Annotated in this window: 31 protein-coding genes; 24 read left to right on the top strand and 7 right to left on the bottom strand. The window is 39.1% G+C overall.

From position 1 onward, the window contains the following. Window positions 1-3: 3 nt before the first annotated feature. The 24 genes from ES765_RS05110 to ES765_RS05025 all read left to right on the top strand — a co-directional run bounded on the left by ES765_RS05110 (window position 4) and on the right by ES765_RS05025 (window position 10,056). Complete coding sequence (locus ES765_RS05110; protein ID WP_138111788.1) at window positions 4-921, top strand: AAA family ATPase; 918 nt, start codon at window positions 4-6, stop codon at window positions 919-921. A gap of 15 nt (window positions 922-936) precedes the next feature. Continuing rightward, complete coding sequence (locus ES765_RS05105; RefSeq protein WP_138111785.1) at window positions 937-1,575, top strand: hypothetical protein; 639 nt, start codon at window positions 937-939, stop codon at window positions 1,573-1,575. A 15-nt stretch (window positions 1,576-1,590) separates the two neighbouring features. After that, window positions 1,591-1,953 (top strand): hypothetical protein, encoded by a 363-nt coding sequence (locus ES765_RS05100; RefSeq protein WP_138111782.1) that lies wholly within the window; start codon window positions 1,591-1,593, stop codon window positions 1,951-1,953. Next, window positions 1,943-2,341 carry a hypothetical protein gene (locus ES765_RS05095; RefSeq protein WP_138111779.1) on the top strand — a complete coding sequence of 133 codons (399 nt, stop codon included), beginning with the start codon at window positions 1,943-1,945 and terminating at the stop codon, window positions 2,339-2,341. The genes ES765_RS05100 and ES765_RS05095 overlap by 11 nt, the downstream gene beginning before the upstream one ends. After that, complete coding sequence (locus ES765_RS05090) at window positions 2,328-2,570, top strand: hypothetical protein (protein ID WP_171017237.1); 243 nt, start codon at window positions 2,328-2,330, stop codon at window positions 2,568-2,570. Before ES765_RS05095 ends, ES765_RS05090 begins: the two co-directional genes overlap by 14 nt. Before the next feature lie 18 nt (window positions 2,571-2,588). Then, window positions 2,589-3,251: a DUF3164 family protein gene (locus ES765_RS05085; RefSeq protein ID WP_138111772.1), complete on the top strand. Its 663-nt coding sequence runs from the start codon at window positions 2,589-2,591 to the stop codon at window positions 3,249-3,251. A gap of 1 nt (window position 3,252) precedes the next feature. After that, entirely contained in the window at window positions 3,253-3,417 is a 165-nt protein-coding gene (locus tag ES765_RS21685; protein ID WP_171017236.1) for a hypothetical protein, read from the top strand. Next, the gene (locus ES765_RS21680) at window positions 3,410-3,571 is read left to right on the top strand and encodes a hypothetical protein (RefSeq protein WP_171017235.1); all 162 of its coding nucleotides are present in this window, start codon (window positions 3,410-3,412) and stop codon (window positions 3,569-3,571) included. Before ES765_RS21685 ends, ES765_RS21680 begins: the two co-directional genes overlap by 8 nt. 6 nt (window positions 3,572-3,577) lie before the next feature. Further along, window positions 3,578-3,721, top strand: coding sequence for a hypothetical protein (locus ES765_RS21675; RefSeq protein WP_171017234.1), 144 nt, complete (start codon window positions 3,578-3,580; stop codon window positions 3,719-3,721). A 7-nt stretch (window positions 3,722-3,728) separates the two neighbouring features. After that, window positions 3,729-3,941: a hypothetical protein gene (locus ES765_RS05080; RefSeq protein WP_138111769.1), complete on the top strand. Its 213-nt coding sequence runs from the start codon at window positions 3,729-3,731 to the stop codon at window positions 3,939-3,941. Then, window positions 3,941-4,114: a hypothetical protein gene (locus ES765_RS21670; RefSeq protein ID WP_171017233.1), complete on the top strand. Its 174-nt coding sequence runs from the start codon at window positions 3,941-3,943 to the stop codon at window positions 4,112-4,114. Before ES765_RS05080 ends, ES765_RS21670 begins: the two co-directional genes overlap by 1 nt. A gap of 4 nt (window positions 4,115-4,118) precedes the next feature. Then, entirely contained in the window at window positions 4,119-4,283 is a 165-nt protein-coding gene (locus ES765_RS21665; RefSeq protein ID WP_171017232.1) for a hypothetical protein, read from the top strand. Beyond that, the gene (locus tag ES765_RS05075) at window positions 4,270-4,698 is read left to right on the top strand and encodes a hypothetical protein (RefSeq protein ID WP_138111766.1); all 429 of its coding nucleotides are present in this window, start codon (window positions 4,270-4,272) and stop codon (window positions 4,696-4,698) included. Before ES765_RS21665 ends, ES765_RS05075 begins: the two co-directional genes overlap by 14 nt. A 171-nt stretch (window positions 4,699-4,869) precedes the next feature. Beyond that, on the top strand, window positions 4,870-5,166 hold the full coding sequence (locus tag ES765_RS05070; RefSeq protein WP_138111764.1) for a hypothetical protein: 297 nt from the start codon (window positions 4,870-4,872) through the stop codon (window positions 5,164-5,166). Next, window positions 5,139-5,456, top strand: coding sequence for a hypothetical protein (locus ES765_RS05065; protein ID WP_138111760.1), 318 nt, complete (start codon window positions 5,139-5,141; stop codon window positions 5,454-5,456). Before ES765_RS05070 ends, ES765_RS05065 begins: the two co-directional genes overlap by 28 nt. Further along, the gene (locus ES765_RS05060) at window positions 5,456-5,923 is read left to right on the top strand and encodes a hypothetical protein (RefSeq protein WP_138111758.1); all 468 of its coding nucleotides are present in this window, start codon (window positions 5,456-5,458) and stop codon (window positions 5,921-5,923) included. The genes ES765_RS05065 and ES765_RS05060 overlap by 1 nt, the downstream gene beginning before the upstream one ends. Before the next feature lie 51 nt (window positions 5,924-5,974). Beyond that, window positions 5,975-6,208, top strand: a complete 234-nt coding sequence (locus ES765_RS05055) for a hypothetical protein (RefSeq protein ID WP_138111755.1) — start codon at window positions 5,975-5,977, stop codon at window positions 6,206-6,208. A 49-nt stretch (window positions 6,209-6,257) separates the two neighbouring features. Continuing rightward, the gene (locus ES765_RS05050) at window positions 6,258-6,449 is read left to right on the top strand and encodes a hypothetical protein (protein WP_138111752.1); all 192 of its coding nucleotides are present in this window, start codon (window positions 6,258-6,260) and stop codon (window positions 6,447-6,449) included. 2 nt (window positions 6,450-6,451) lie between these two features. Continuing rightward, complete coding sequence (gene dcm, locus ES765_RS05045; protein WP_138111749.1) at window positions 6,452-7,792, top strand: DNA (cytosine-5-)-methyltransferase; 1,341 nt, start codon at window positions 6,452-6,454, stop codon at window positions 7,790-7,792. A gap of 279 nt (window positions 7,793-8,071) precedes the next feature. After that, window positions 8,072-8,317 carry a hypothetical protein gene (locus ES765_RS05040; protein WP_138111746.1) on the top strand — a complete coding sequence of 82 codons (246 nt, stop codon included), beginning with the start codon at window positions 8,072-8,074 and terminating at the stop codon, window positions 8,315-8,317. 266 nt (window positions 8,318-8,583) lie between these two features. Beyond that, entirely contained in the window at window positions 8,584-8,715 is a 132-nt protein-coding gene (locus ES765_RS22555) for a hypothetical protein (RefSeq protein WP_262710658.1), read from the top strand. A 44-nt stretch (window positions 8,716-8,759) separates the two neighbouring features. After that, window positions 8,760-9,038 carry a hypothetical protein gene (locus ES765_RS05035; RefSeq protein WP_138111743.1) on the top strand — a complete coding sequence of 93 codons (279 nt, stop codon included), beginning with the start codon at window positions 8,760-8,762 and terminating at the stop codon, window positions 9,036-9,038. A 314-nt stretch (window positions 9,039-9,352) separates the two neighbouring features. Next, a complete protein-coding gene (locus tag ES765_RS22035; protein WP_212744212.1) occupies window positions 9,353-9,868 on the top strand; it encodes a hypothetical protein in 516 nt (171 codons plus the stop codon). After that, window positions 9,865-10,056: a hypothetical protein gene (locus tag ES765_RS05025; protein WP_138111740.1), complete on the top strand. Its 192-nt coding sequence runs from the start codon at window positions 9,865-9,867 to the stop codon at window positions 10,054-10,056. The genes ES765_RS22035 and ES765_RS05025 overlap by 4 nt, the downstream gene beginning before the upstream one ends. A 49-nt stretch (window positions 10,057-10,105) precedes the next feature. Here the strand turns inward: ES765_RS05025 and ES765_RS05020 are convergent, their stop codons facing one another. The 7 genes from ES765_RS05020 to ES765_RS04990 are packed head-to-tail and all read right to left on the bottom strand — an operon-like array spanning window position 10,106 to window position 15,528. Beyond that, the gene (locus ES765_RS05020) at window positions 10,106-10,654 is read right to left on the bottom strand and encodes a hypothetical protein (RefSeq protein ID WP_138111737.1); all 549 of its coding nucleotides are present in this window, start codon (window positions 10,652-10,654) and stop codon (window positions 10,106-10,108) included. 18 nt (window positions 10,655-10,672) lie between these two features. Beyond that, window positions 10,673-11,191, bottom strand: a complete 519-nt coding sequence (locus ES765_RS05015; RefSeq protein WP_171017231.1) for a phage virion morphogenesis protein — start codon at window positions 11,189-11,191, stop codon at window positions 10,673-10,675. After that, window positions 11,175-11,978 (bottom strand): phage minor head protein, encoded by an 804-nt coding sequence (locus ES765_RS05010; RefSeq protein WP_138111731.1) that lies wholly within the window; start codon window positions 11,976-11,978, stop codon window positions 11,175-11,177. The genes ES765_RS05015 and ES765_RS05010 overlap by 17 nt, the downstream gene beginning before the upstream one ends. 8 nt (window positions 11,979-11,986) lie before the next feature. After that, complete coding sequence (locus ES765_RS05005; protein WP_138111727.1) at window positions 11,987-13,288, bottom strand: DUF935 family protein; 1,302 nt, start codon at window positions 13,286-13,288, stop codon at window positions 11,987-11,989. Between the two features lie 16 nt (window positions 13,289-13,304). Further along, the gene (locus ES765_RS05000) at window positions 13,305-13,736 is read right to left on the bottom strand and encodes a DUF1320 family protein (protein WP_138111725.1); all 432 of its coding nucleotides are present in this window, start codon (window positions 13,734-13,736) and stop codon (window positions 13,305-13,307) included. Next, window positions 13,736-15,253, bottom strand: a complete 1,518-nt coding sequence (locus ES765_RS04995) for a hypothetical protein (RefSeq protein WP_138111722.1) — start codon at window positions 15,251-15,253, stop codon at window positions 13,736-13,738. The genes ES765_RS05000 and ES765_RS04995 overlap by 1 nt, the downstream gene beginning before the upstream one ends. Then, on the bottom strand, window positions 15,250-15,528 hold the full coding sequence (locus ES765_RS04990; RefSeq protein WP_138111719.1) for a hypothetical protein: 279 nt from the start codon (window positions 15,526-15,528) through the stop codon (window positions 15,250-15,252). Before ES765_RS04990 ends, ES765_RS04995 begins: the two co-directional genes overlap by 4 nt. Window positions 15,529-15,530: the final 2 nt, after the last annotated feature.

The raw sequence follows: 15,530 nt of genomic DNA, 5'->3' as shown, positions 1-15,530 counted from the left end.
GATATGATAAGTACTACACAAAAGTCAAGGATCGCACAAGAAGTTAAATTGATGGCTTCTAAATCTTCACAAAAAAAAGTGGCCAATGAAGCCGGGGTTAGTTCTGCCCTTATTAGCCAGATGTTGAATATGAATTGGGAATTGATAAGCCAAGAAATGTGGAAGGCCATACAAGCCAATTTGCATTTAGATTTTGATTGGCAGAATGCCGACACGGCCAACTTCCAAGCCTTAAGATTCTATTTACAAACGGCCCAACAAGAATCAATAAGTATATCTATCAGTGAAGATGCCGGGCGTGGCAAAACGCATGCATACCGCCACTATAAAAGAATGAATGATAATGTGGTGCATTTAGAATGCAAAAACATCTGGACAAAGAAAACATACATAAAGAACCTATTAATGGCAGCCGGGTTGCAGCCTATTGGCAACGTGCAAGAAATGGTTGAGCGCTTAATAAAACATCTTAAGACCTCACACAACCCCTTAGTGATCATTGACCAGTTCGATAAATTGAAAGATCCACAAATGGATCTTTTCATGGACATGTACAACGATTTAGATGGCAATTGTGGCTTTGTACTGTCTGGGGTGAAGGCACTAAGAAAAAAAGTAATGAACGGTGTAAACCGTGACAAAATAGGGTATGCAGAACTGTACAGCCGTATAGGCAGAAAATTCATTTCCTTAAAACCTATTGAAGTCAAAGATGTGCGCCTTATATGCAATGCTAATGGGGTATTCGAAGGTGACGTGGTAGAATATATCCATGCCAACAGTGAAGGTGACTTAAGGCGGGTGAAACGTGATATTGAAATTCACCAGAAAAAAAACACTGCATCTATTAAAAATATAGAAGTGAATGATGCGGTTGTGGTAGCCCCAGAACAACAGCAAGAAACAATGATTGAAGCATAGGCATTAGAACACGATATGCAAAAAACAAAAAACAGGGCCATAAGCCCCAAAAAAATGAATGCAAAAGCTGTTGAAATAATACCCTTGGCACAAAACTTTAAAAAGTTGATAGGCTCCCCCGAATGCCGGGGCAGTTGGTTGGTGTGGGGTGATAGCGGTAATGGTAAAAGCACCTTTCTAATGCAAACGGCAAAAGAGTTGGCAAAGTATTTAAAAGTTGATTACAACAGCTTAGAAGAACAAGATCGCGGCAGTATGCAAGCGTTAATGGCAGAAAATAGAATGGAAGATTGCAAAAAAAGCCACTTCATGCTTCTGAACGGTTGGCAGTTGCCAGAATTACGTGCCAGATTAGATAAGCCCCGCAGTGCCAAAGTTATTATAATAGATTCTGTGCAATACTTCACCATCACCATCACCCAATACAAGCAGTTGTTGGCAGATTACCCCACCAAGCTGTTCATATTCAACAGCCACGCAGATGGTAAATATCCTAAAGGCGCATTGGCCGACAAAATAAGATATGATAGTGATGTTAAAATACGGGTGCAGGGCTTTAAAGCGATGAGTGGCAGCAGAATGAGCCGTGGCAAAGTAACCGATGATTATATCATCTGGGATGAAGGCGCAAATAATTATTGGAAAAACATATAAATCAATACAGAAATCATGGAAAATTTCAAAGGTACAGAAGGTAAATTAAGCTTGGCAGAAGATCACCGCATACAGAGCAATACGAATCAATTCGTAATAATGGCTAAAGGCAGAATTGTGGCATCTATTAGCCGCCAAAATCATTCAGAGGGCTTGTTGAAATATGCAGCCAAAGGCATTTTAAAAACAGATCCAGAAGCCTTGGCAAATGCTAATCTTTTCATTGCCGCTAAAGATATGTTTGAAGCGCTACACAGCCTGTTAGATGTGATTGATGAAAATTATGAAAGCGGTGATGAAGTCATTACAAGCATTCAGAAAGCCCAGATAAAAAAAGCAAAACACGCACTATTAAAAGCCACAGGATATGCACAATAAATTAGATCAGATTTTTAGGCTGCTTGATTGCACCGCAGATGAAATGGAAGAAATGGTAATGCGCCATTATTTCGATTGGTGCAGTGGTAAATGCTACACACCGGCCACAAATAAAGCGATTGATTGCCACGCCCTAAATCTTGAATTAAACACCCAGGATCTTCAAAGCCTAATGGCAGATAGGGCATTGTTTAACTACTTCTTAAATCAGTATTTAGAAAGTATGCTAGATTTTTTAGAAGATGCCGTATGTATGCGCCCATTGCCAACCACCACAGAAGCCCGGTTAATGTATAAAAATTCCATTAATAACGTACACCGCTTTTACAACACCGATTTAATGACCACCGCCCGAAATAAAAAAATAAATGAGCATGTTAAGAATTGAACTATTAGAACGCCAAGAATCTTTATTCCATTGGATTAAGACCCCGGCCAACAAACAAAACCCCAACCTAAAAGGCATCATTAAATACTGGCTACGCTTAACCGCTTTGATTCACAACGTAGATTTTGATGCTACTGAAATAGATGATAAACAGCCTCCAATTGAAGAAGAATTAGGCACCCCAGAAGGCGTGATGGATATGCCTGTAATTGACCCAATACTATTATAAATCTTAATACATAAACACATGAAAACAGTAAAAGAAGCCCCGGTAAAATCTATTGCAGATATGACCCCCGAAGAAATTGAAATCTACCTAAACAAGATTAAGGCAGACAAGCGCAACAAAGAAGCTAAAGCCAAAACGGCTTTTGAAACCGAACAGAATTATGTGGCCAACACCCTGTTCGATTTGGCGAAAAAGGCATCTGAATTTATGTTAAACGCTAAGTTGGTTTGCCAAACAGAAATGGATAAGCAGGCCATGGCCCTTGAAAATTACGGCAAATTTCCTGTAAAAAGTAAAGGTGGTTTTAGCATTGATAATAAAGATAAAACCATACGTATCACCCGCACCCGTGATACTGAACCCCACTGGGATCAGCGCAGCGAAAAAGGCGCACAGCTAATTAAAGATTTTTTAGCCGATAGCATCAAGAAAAAAGATGTTGATGCCTATGAAATGTTGATGGAACTGTTGACAAAAAACGAAGCCGGACAATTAGAGTATAGCCGGGTGATGGTGTTGTTGCAAAATGAAACCCGCTTTGCAGATCCACGTTGGCACGAAGGGTTAAAGCTATTGAAAGAATCATACAGCATTAACATGAAGGGCTATGGGTATCGTTTTAAGTTCAAAAATTCTGCCGGTAAGTGGGAAAATCTGAATATGAATTTTTCAAGTTTATAATATGGCTACAGAAATCACCCAGACAGCCCCCCGCAAAGTATATGTAAACAGCATATTGGTGGCCCGTGATATGAACGGTGAATGGGTAACCACAGCAGAATTGACCACCACCGCAGCAAAACACCTAAACGAATTTTTAACCGCTAATAACCTCTTAAATGAATGATCACAATGAACAAATAGCGAACCAACCAAGCAAAATGAAATTGCAGGCCATTAAAGCATTGGCCATTGCAAAAGAATTGGAAGCAGAACAAATGGCAGCCGGTGCTACCTATCAGCAAGGCCAGAACCGCAGCCGCATATTAATTAAAAAATAACACCACATGAAAACAAATTCAAAAGCCGTGACCACAGATAATTTTATTAATGCAATACGGCTTTTGGTCTTTGGCTTCATTCTGATCATGGTGGCCATGATGATCATTGCCACCATTATAAACCCTGGCATTTGGAACGCCCTAAACTAAATCACCCATGGCAGATATAACAGCAGCAGAGAAAAAAGAAATTGATGCAATGACCTATGCACAACACTTGCAGATTTGGCGGCATACCCCAAGCCAACAACAACACCCATTTTTAACGCACGGCACTGCCGCTGATTATTTCCTAAGTGAAATGTGGCGTAAAAAAGATGCATTGCCACATTCACAACGGGTGGCCGCATCAAAAAACGTGGGTTGGTAATGTATAGAATCTACAAAATAAACCCACACCCATCACCGCATAAAATGTGGTATGTAACCCCCGGTGTTTTTTCTATGGATAAAAAGAAGGCCGCACAGTTAACAGAAGCCACCGCCACCGACATACAATTCAGATTAAGAAGCTTAAGAGTAGAAACAATAATTAACCCGTGATAAAATGAAAATAGTAATAGTGCTTATAATTCTGGTAGTCCTTTTGGTTGGCTTAAGCTTTAAAAAATCAAAACCATACACCCATGATGAATGGGATGAAACCTGCAAGAAAGATTTTAAGAAATATGGCCCGGTGCCTGACAATACAGATGAACATGAAAGCAACTAAAGACCAAAAGCAGTACATCTACAAGCTATGCGGCTACACAAACACCGATTTAAAAGAAGAATTGGTGCAGTGGGCCACCGAAGATGTGAACAAAACAAGCACAAATGATTTGACTTTTGACCAAGCCAATACTATCATCATCAACCGGGGCGGCAAACCACAGGCAGCAAATACATGGGGTTTTTTTGATGGGAAGAACCCACAGCACAAGCATGTATTAAGTTTATTGATTCAAATGGGTTGGAAGTCTAAACACCCAAAATCAGGCTATAATATAGCAGATATAGCCCGATTTGGTGAATGGTTGGCATCTGCAAAAAGCCCTGTACATAAGCCCCTTAAAAAAATGGACACCGCAGAGTGTACCACCATTATTAATGCCCTTAAAAGCATGGTGGGTAAAACGTATAAGTAACCTTAAAAATCCGAACAATTAAATGAACTGGTACCTGAAAATATTACAAGAAATCTGCACCCATGAAAACGGATTATTAAACGTGACAATAACATGTGCCACGTGTGAAACAGTGCAGCTACAATGCCCAGATTGCAAGTATGTTTCATGCGCAATAACAGAATGTTAACTATGAAATTCAAATCAAAATTAAAAGAATACTATGATTTAATCGAAAGGCTAATTGCTTTTTTAGATGATCCTGGGCCGGGGGGGTTAACCCGCCCACAAAAAATAAAAATTTACAAAGAAATCGTGCGCCTTGATTTTAATATCGATTTGATAGAAAAAATGCCGTTAGAAGATGCCCAATTAGAATGCCAAGATACCTTTTTCACGTTTACAAGTATAGCCCTAAACAGGCCCTATTATTTTCAACCTAAAAAAATAACATCAACACGATGGCGCAACCAATTAAAGTGCAGCTGAATTTAGAAAAGTTAAAGGCTATTAATCATGAGTTAAGCCAAACAAGCTTTGAGCCGGCCCAAAATAGATGGCAAAATGTAGAACGTGCCGTACTTCATCAAGTGGCAAAAACATTGGCAAAAAAACAAATTAACATCTACCCGGTTAATAAGCCCTTTAAATTAAAGCTTCAATATTATGAAGCCGATGCCTTAGAAGTATTCTTAAGATTAATAATAGAAGCCACAAGCATACAAGAAAATTACTTATTGCGAAGCGTGGCCGATGAAATCAACCAAAAATTAGCATAATGGCAAACAACAACGAACAATTAACCACCTACACTGTAAAGGCAAAGCACCGCCCAGATGTTTGGGTGTTTAAATACCATTTAAACGGGGTTTTAAAAAGCTTTGAAGTGTTGGATGGTATTATGGAACCTAAGCAGATAAATTGGTTATTCAACAATGGTAATTTCCCATATATGGAAGCTACTGCTAAAGAATTATCAAAGATCCGAAATAAAGAAAAACAATTGGTGTTTGATGTAGCCGTTGGGTTGCCCCTATTAACGTTTCAAGCCTTTTGGGATGCCTACGGGCATAAACGCAAAATAACAAGGTCAAAGCTATTGTGGGCCAAGCTGAATGATGCCACCAAACTAAAGGCCATTGATTATATAAGCCGATATAACAACTACTTAAGAAACCACAACGGCATAGCCAAATGCAACCCCGACACCTATCTGCACCAACGCCAATGGGAAGATGAAGAGTAAACCAGTAGCAACGGCAGGCAGTTTAAAAATTAACTTATAAGTAAACTACAAATGCAAACTAAAAAACAAAGCTTCATAGAATCGTTGACCAATACCGCCATAGGCTTCATGGTGTCGTTCGCATCTACCTTTTTAATATTTCCATTGGTGGGTATAAGCACCAATGCCGGCACCAATCTTATCATCACCATATACTTTACCATTATCAGCGTATTGCGTGGCTATGCATTGCGCAGGTGGTTTAATTATAAGATTATCAAAAGAAGTAATAACCTTAAAAATTAGCATAATGAAAACCTATAAACAAACAACCATCAACTAACAACCCAATAAGATGGCACAAGACAATGAAAACACCCTAAGAAAATATACCGCAATGCGTGAAACCTATGCAGAGATGTGCAATGACACGTATAAAAATGTACGCAAATTTACAGATGCCTACATTTTTATTAAGATGGAAGAAAAATATTATTTAAAGCCCAAAACCATTGAAGATATAGTGTATTACAGAACCAAATATTAATTATGATAAACGTAGCAAGTGATTTTAGTGGCGTTGGTGCATTTGACCAAGCATTACGGAGATTGAACATAAAATATAGAACAATATTTGCATGTGATATGGATAATTACGCCCGTGCAATATACACAGCTAACTATGGCGAACCTTTATATTATCCTTTTGATGTCTATGATAGAAAAATCCCCAAAAAGAGTGTAGATATATACATGACCTCACCACCGTGCCAAGCCTTTTCACTAGCAGGTAAACGAAAAGGCGAAACCGATAAAAGAGGGCTTTTATTTTACAATAGCCATCAATTTATTATTGAGAATAAACCCCGTTATTTCATTTTTGAGAATGTAAAAGGATTGTTGAGTGATGCCAGTGGCCGAACATTTCAAATTTGGGTTGATATGCTTGGCGGTAAATCTGTAAACGGAAACCCGGTAATATTTCCCCGTGAAGATGCTGCACCGTATCATATTTACCACAAAGTATTGAACGCAAAGCATTATGGCGTACCGCAGAACCGTGAGCGTGTTTTTATAATTGGTATTCGTGATGATGTAGATAATAATTTTAATTGGCCAAAGCCATATCCATTGAAAAAAAAGCTAAAAGATATTTTAGAAAAAGATGTCGATAAGAAATTTTATTTAAGCGATAAAATGTTAAATGGCTTTTTAAGCCACGCAGAAAGACAAATCGAAAAAGGTAATGGTTTTGCATTTAGCCCTTCTTGTATTGATAGCCCGGCAAGGAGCATCACAACCAATTCAGGATCACGCAATACTGATAATTATATTAAAGTAAAATCTGCCACCAAAAAAGGCTATGAAAAAGCCTATACCGGTGATAGTGTCAATTTATCACAACCAGATTCAAAAACAAGGCGTGGCCGTGTAGGTAAAAATGTTGCCCAAACTTTAGACACATCTTGTAATCAAGTGGTAATTGGTGCTTTTAGAGGTAGAAGCACTGAAAATCTATCAGATAGAACCCAAGGCGGGCATACACAACAAATATTAGAAATAAATCATAACCTCACCTCAAATACCATTACCAGTGTTCAAAAAGATAATGTAGAGGTAAGCATCATTGATACCGCACATAGAAATGAATCTTTAAGAGAGTATTTTCACACTTCACCATCACTATTATCACGAGATTATAAAGACCCAAAATTACTAAAACACAATAGTACTATTAGAAAATTAACCCCTCGTGAATGTTTTCGCTTAATGGATTTTCCTGATACGTTTGATATTTCTAAAGTGAGTAACACACAAGCATACAAACAGGCGGGCAATAGTATAGTAGTAAATGTGCTATGTGAGATTTTAAATAAACTTAATGTTTGAACGCTCATTAATCCCACAGCAGCTTTGTGAATCGATTGTTGAATCCTTTTTAAATTAACTACAACGAGGTCGGGTATGTGCCGATGTGCTCGTGAAGAAACGAAAGCTTTTTCTGCTTTTGGTTTCGGGAACAGGCAAACAGCGGTCAAAGAAAAGAAGACCCCACGCAAACCTTGGGATTAGTGACAAACCTACATTGGCATATACCCTGTGTTATCGGGAGTCACTTCATACGGGAAAGTAAACGGTTGATTAATAACTTAAATTAATAAATAGAAAATGAAAAGAGTAAAATTAACTCACGGAAGCGCAAGGATTGACGATGATTGTCCTCAGCACGTTATTGATTCTTTAGATGAACTTTCAAAACTTGCTTATGAAATCCATAGAGGTGATGATTTGAATTTTGAAGAGGATGAATTGCTAGGATACTATTGCCTTGGATGTTGCAACATTCAGAATGATAGAACTGGTTTTGGTTGTGATGCTTGCGGAGGTAGTTCATTGGACGAATGGTACGGTTAATTACATCGGTGAGGCACGAACCGAAGGGGTCTTTTTTTATTTGTTACCCGACCTCGTTATCGGGAATTAGGAAAAAGTTGCAAATGAAGCCCTTGCGTAGTTTGCTTTTCCGTATGCGAAAGGAGCTTTTTAGCGACATTGAGGTTATTCCCGATAACACAAAGCTAAGATGCGTTTTAATGCATTTTAGCAACTGTTGTGGTTAGTTCACCTACCAAATTCATATATATCCAAATAATACGATAAATTCGCAAAAAAAAATACAGATGAAGTTAGAAGAAGCTTATAATAAATGGCAATTACAGGACAAGGATTTAGGCAACAATGAACCTTACCAATTTACAAAAGCAGAATTGCTAGATTTTGCAGAATATTATTTTAGCCTTAAAACCAAATAATACGATAAATTCACAAATTACTAATAACCATAAATTATTTAAAAATGAAAAATCTATTAATTATTAGCACGCTGTTGTTGTCGGCATTTTCCTTTGCCCAATCCTCAGATGAATGGGTTGAAAAAGCAAAAGAAACACATAAAAATTACCCTAAAAGTTCAGAATATCGTAGTTACTTGAAAAATGCGTTAAAGGCTAATCCACAAAATGAGGAAGCACTGTATTTAATTTCAATGAATTTTATAGAAAATAAAGGATACTATTATGCCGAAGAATATTTAAAAAAACTAATCAAATTAGATAGCACAAATCCAGAATGCTAGAATTTTAATTAGAGAAAAGCAATTTGACACTACATTAATACGAGCAAAACACCATATATATTTAGCAAGAAAATATGGTTACACTGATACTCTTTCTTTGAATAAAGCAGATTCGCTAATTTTAAAATTTTTGAATTAAAAGAAAATTACTACTTTTACATCGCACAAACAAGTCAAAGGTTCAATCCTTAGATTTATTTTTTAACGATAGCGAAGCCCTCGCAATGGTTTTGGAACGGTAAACCGTCCTACTCTCAATCTTTGATTGTTTGTGCAAACCTAAAGTGGGGGCTTCGTATATAAAACCTTTTCAGATGCACAAAGAAAAGAATGCTGGCAAGCTTAAAATGCAAGTAACGGATGGTTTGGCCGTAGCGGTCTACCCAAACCACCAACATGAATTTTTATTGCCTACCAAAGAGGTGGCTTTAGGTTATGGTGTAAGTCCATACACAATTAGAACCCACAAAAGGGATCATACAGAAGAACTTGTTGAAGGCAAGCACTTTATTAGCACCGTTGGTATTACCAACGGTGCTAAAGGATCAACACGTGGAACTATGTGGACAAAACGGGGTATTGTCCGTTTGGGCTTCTTCATAAAGAGTGAACGTGCCAAACTTTTTAGGGATTGGGCAGAGGATCTAATTATTAAAGTTGACGAGCACCGCGATCTATTTGGTAGCTTAATGACATCTACCCCCAAGGCAATTGGTAAAAGAAACCACAACAGGCTTACACAGGCACGTTTGGTCGATATTCTTGCAGATGTTGCCAGAATAGACGATAAGGCTATACGCTTAAGCTTAATTCAAAAACTAGGACTATGAGCAATACAGCACAAGAAGCGGAAACCCGCTACCGTAGAATGCAGAGCCTTGTAACGGTTCTACAGCACCTTAACAAAGATGTAGACCTGCACGAAGAACGCTATGATACCTTAGAAGAACTACGGGAGCATTTGCCCACCGTAGACGAAATAAGGTTGTATATGTTCAACAAACCCAGTCCACACTAACAGAAAAAGCCCCATAATAGGGGCTTTTTTATTGCTAACCACAAATTGTTTATTGCAAAACCGTATAAGGTTTAGGCTTCACCCCAACTGGCTTCACACCTTCATTAACTGCCAAATCACCCGGTATGGCCACAGATTCTTCTGGCATGGCGGTGGCATCTTCCACAAGCATAGTAAACGTTTGGCGGTACAGGTTGCCTGCACTGCCGGTATCAACAGGCCCAAAGCCCGTGCGCTTTGCTTCACTAAAGCATGTACCACTTAGCCCATGCAGCGTTTTGTGAATGTTGCTTAAGGTCTTTAAATAGCCTAATGCATCTTCTTGATTAAAAGAACCGTTGAAAGTATCGCTAAACGTTTCATAAAAATAATACACATCTAATTGCACCGTTAACCGTTGGGCCAACCGGCCATGATCTTCTGTGCTTAACACCCTAAACCCCAAAAAAAGTGCAGGCGTACTAAATGGGTGTTCTTCATCTAAAAACCCCACTTGGTTGTGCCAAAGGTCTAGCCATTGAATTTCAGTTATTTCAGTTGTTAACAGGTCGGCCAATTCAAGGTAAAGGCCATCCCATAATGTTGCGTTTGCATTCATAAATTTTAGTATTATTGTTTATGCCATTTTAAAACGTTTGTTAATTTCTCGTACCACCCAATCATCTATTTGCCCCATAAGCGTGGCAGATTCACCAATAAATTGCCTTTTGGGTATGTTCACTACTAATTCTGTTTTTTTGGTTAGTGCTAAACCCTTCCACATACCATTGCCGGTGCGTTTGAACATAAACCAAAAGTACTTCCGACTTTTAGCGGTAATCGGTATTCTAATGGTGCCACCGTTGTTGTGTATTTCGGCATGCACTTCATCACTACCAATTTCAATCATTTGATCATTGGCACTGAATATGCGTACGCTGTTTAATAACCCTGCACTTTTCACCAGTATTTTGCGCCCAGGATCCACATCGTTTGCCCGTGGCTGCCATGCTTCAAAAGTCTGATCGGTAAAGCCTTCATTGTAAAAGCTATCTTGAAAGAAATTGGTACCGGCCCGTGAAGCATAGCGCACCAAATCTTTCTTAAGCTTGGCGGCCATCCCTTCAAAATCTGGTATATCATTTATTCTTTTCATCCACCTTTTTATCCACCGCATTCTTGGCGGGTTTATCCATCGTGTAATAGGGGTGCTTGTCCGTAAAAACTTGGTTGGTCTTACCCACGTTATTTTGAAACGCTTCGTTAATAGGCTTTGGCTTCGCATTCCCCGTTGCTGCTTTTTCGGTAGATTTCACACCACACCTACAGCCGTGATCGTTTGGCGGGTAGTACACGTCCCAAAATGGATCATCAACAGGCTTGGTGATGCCGTCTAATTCTACGTGCGTTTTGCGCACCCGATTATCACCAATGGTGCGATACACCAAGTTTGGAAACAAATCTTTTTCATCTTGTATTTCTACCCATTGCTGTGCAGCTTGGCCAGAACGTTTGGCGGTGTTATATTCAACCTCTAAATAGCGGTTGTTGTATTTTTCATGCACCGTATCAACTTTATCCTTAAAGGCTTTAAAAGTTCTTAATTGTCCTTTTTCATCGACTAAAAAACCTTGCATTTCAACTAATTGTTGGTAGGTTTTAGCCACCGAAAATTTAAACACGTTATCCAATAAAAAAGGCTTGGCCTTACTTTTACCAAACGTGGCACCAAAACCCAATGTGGTGGCATCCTTTAATTCACCATAGGTTTTTGTAATAAGCACATCATCAAGATCTACCGGCACCATTTTACCGTTGTGCAAGTCTTTTGCAATTCTGTTAATGGCATTTGTCCACGTACTTAAATTTATTGCCCTAATAGCCGGTTCTGAATGTTCATGGCCACATTCATTGCCACCGGTATAATGCCGGTTTATTGCCATTAGGGCATTTACTTTTTTGTTTTTTCTATTGTAGGATCTTCACCGGGTTTTTTAGGTGTGCCAGGATCAGGGCCCGCACTTTGAAACCCGGTTATTGGTATACCTGTACGTTTGGCAATATCTGCAAAATCTATAGTATAACCAGAATCTGTTAATGCCACCACTTTATCAATTAGAGTGATGTTATCCATATCTTCTGATTCATCCCAAGTAAAGGTTAGCCCGTTTAACCCAGAGTAATAACTACTTAGTTCACTAAGGCGGTGCAGTAATAGTTTATTAATGATGGCCGAACCGAAAATTTTATCAGATTCATGCCGATCATTCGATACTTCTGCCATCACCTTAAGACTGCCATAGGTGCCCGTAACATCTTTTTGATCACTGGTTGCATCTTGCCCTAAGATTAGTTTAGAAATTTCGCTATTGATTACCCCAATTAATTCTTGAAAGGTTTTGTGCGCATCTGTTTTGGGCAACTCACCCAATTCAATCTTTTCATTGCCCCGTATAACGCCAACATGGTTGCTTATCATAGATAGCCCCATTTCTAACAATTCATCTGCCCGGCCTTGTGTCATATTATCGGTGGTGATCCACACGCCCGGTATGCCGTATTTTTCAATATAATCTAACCAAGAACCCATGGCCAATTTCTTTGCCAGTATTAATGGCGTGAGTTGGTTTAATAGGCCCAAATCGCGATCATGCCCTATTTGCAAATAGTAGCGTGCTAATGCACCTTCTTTGTACGGCCATCCGTTTTCGTCACCCGGTGTTTTTAAGATAATGCCCTTTTGTGGGTTGGTATGTTCCATCGGTATCAATGCCGCACGCATCAATTCTAACTCATCATCTAATTCAAATAATTCAATCACCTTTGGCCCAGTAAATTTAGACCACAGCGCATGGCGTAAAAATTCTTCAAACCATGGTGATTGCAACAGTTTGGTGGCTTCTTCATTTTCTTCACCTGCATCATTCACCATTTTGTATTTAGACCGTAATACCCTGTATACCCGTGTTTCGATAGCATTAAACGTGTGGGCATCTAGTAAAAGGTTTTCGTACAATTGGCCCAAAAAAAGCAAACTTGGGTTTTCTGCATCGGTTGCCAAGGCCACCGCATTTTTCCAATCTTGCAATGTTTTAACGGTAAAGGCTTTTGGTTCCCGCTTTAACTCCACAGCACTTTTGCCTTTGTTATTACTGCCGGTGCGGCCAGTATCGTTTTTTGCCATTTGCACCCGTATTTTAGATTCTGGTAAATTCCGTAAAATCCTATCTTGTAATTTGTCTATAAAACTCATGTTAAACGCTGTTTAATTAGATATAAAAATTAGTTGTTCTTCTATTGCCGTGCATTGGTTTCTCAACCACTTTGCCATTGCCATCTGTTATTTCGGGCAATCCATCTGGGGTGAGTTTACCGGCCATTATTTTATCAAGGTCGGCCATCACCATATCAAAATCTTCTTTAAAGTCGCTTGGCATTTTACGTGCGGCATTCCTTTTTAAAGTTCGATACAGCGTAATAGTTACCACGTAATGAATAATCAAATAATTGCGTTCATCTTCATCTGCATCAAATATTGCAGCCAGACTATACCGACCCGTTAACCGTGAAGAAATAATGGCTATGGCCTTTTTTTCATTTGCTTCTAAAGAAAGCTTTAAAGCGGCATCACTTTCATCTTTTAAAAGTGTGCTAAATATCTGTGCATCAAAATCTGCATCTGTTAAAAATCGATAGGCCATTAAAATCTGGGTTTACGTTTAAATTTTCCTGTTGTCGGTTTTGATTTGCCAGTACCACTGTATATGTATTTACTACATGCTTTAATTGCACTTTCATCTGCATCTGGTGCATCATCTTTTGTGTTATAGCCCGGTTCTATACCATATAATTGAGTTAGCCCCACTTGGGTATCATTGTGGCTTTTTAGCTTTTCATTATAGAACAACCGCCCATTCTGATAGTAGGATTGCAGGGTAATGATACGATCATACTTATTACGTGGACTTGTGGGTATTTCTGCCAGATTCAAGATTATACCAAAATCACGTTCCACTTCATCAATGGTGCGTTTTACTTCATCGTTCCAAAATTGCGACTCAAAACCCCAATGTATGATTACGCTATCTGGTAAACTCAATTGCACCTGTGCCATCCATTCTAATGCACCACGCATTTTCGATTGCTTTACGTAGTTGTCAACGTTCCAAAAATCACGGCCATGCAAGCCCCATATTTTAACGGCATTAAAATCAGAAGTGGGTGTGCCGGCATAAGCAACGTCCCAACGGCCAATCAATATTTTAAAGTGATTTAAAGCGGGCATTTTCCCCCATTGAATTTGTTTTTCTTTAAAAATTTCACCTTCCACATGCGGTTCACCATTGTATTCTGCCAAGCAGGCCAAGGTGCCAATTTCATCTTCTAATTCTTTGTAATAGGTAGGTGAATATTTATGTGGCCATGCCGGGGCATAGGTTACTTTGTTATATGCTTTTACGTGGAATATTTTCCAATTGGGGTGTTTTTCCTGTAAAATGGTTTGAATCATCATTGGTGCAAAACGGTTGTTGGCATATAAGAACCGCCTAATGGGGCCATCCATAGTAGGTATCAAATCACGTTCAATCCACTTTGCAAGCTTCTTTTGCCGCTTGGGGTTGGCAATGGTTTCTTTGGTTTCAAGATCATCAACAGTGATAAGGTCGGGCCTTTGGTCTTTTACCCTAAGCCCTCTAACAGATTGCCCGGCACCTAATGCCTTGCATATAAAGCCGCTTTTAGTGATATAAAACCCCTTCTCCCATTGGCCTGTGTTCTGTTGTTTCCCAAAATCATTAATAATACGTGGGTTGCCCTCCCATTCTGCCCGCAAATCTTCTGCTAATTCACATGCCCGATCATACGAAGTGGTTACAATTACATGGTAATGCGCTTCGTTGTTCATCCATAGCCAAAATGGTTTAATAACATCATCCCAAACGGACTTGGCCAAGCCACGCCCCCATTCATCAAACTGCTTGGCGGTTTTGTGCTTAAGCGTGTAATTGGCACTTTGTATTTGAAATTCTGCACTTTCACTGGTGGCATAATGCGGAAAGTAATATTGCACGCAAAAGCGCACATCTTTTTTGGCCCGGTGAATACGTGCCTTTTTTTGGTCTGCCGTTTCATTGGGGTTGATAGATGCCCCAGAGGATCGTACAAATTTTAATTTTTCCCTATATTTTTCTAATGCGGCTTTGTCGGCTTTATTCATATAGAGAACGTTTTTTTGCGTTTGGGTGTGAACCCTTCAACGGGGTTTTTACTCATGGTGTGGGTTACCGTATTGGTTTTAAAATTGTAGTATAGGTTATCAATAAACATGGTGCGTGCCTTGGTGTGCTTCATAGCCTTAAACGGTATAGCCTGCCCAACAGTAACCCCCGCCCCCCGCTTAATAAAGTGTGCGCCAATGCGCAACATAATTTTGTTTCGTGTAGCAGCTTTACGGGTGAAAAATAAACGAAGTAATAAAAATTTAATGTGCATAG

It is taken from the genome of Maribacter sp. ACAM166, assembly GCF_005771495.1.
Taxonomy (GTDB): Bacteria; Bacteroidota; Bacteroidia; order Flavobacteriales; family Flavobacteriaceae; genus Maribacter.
This window is presented reverse-complemented; position numbering and strand designations above follow the sequence as displayed.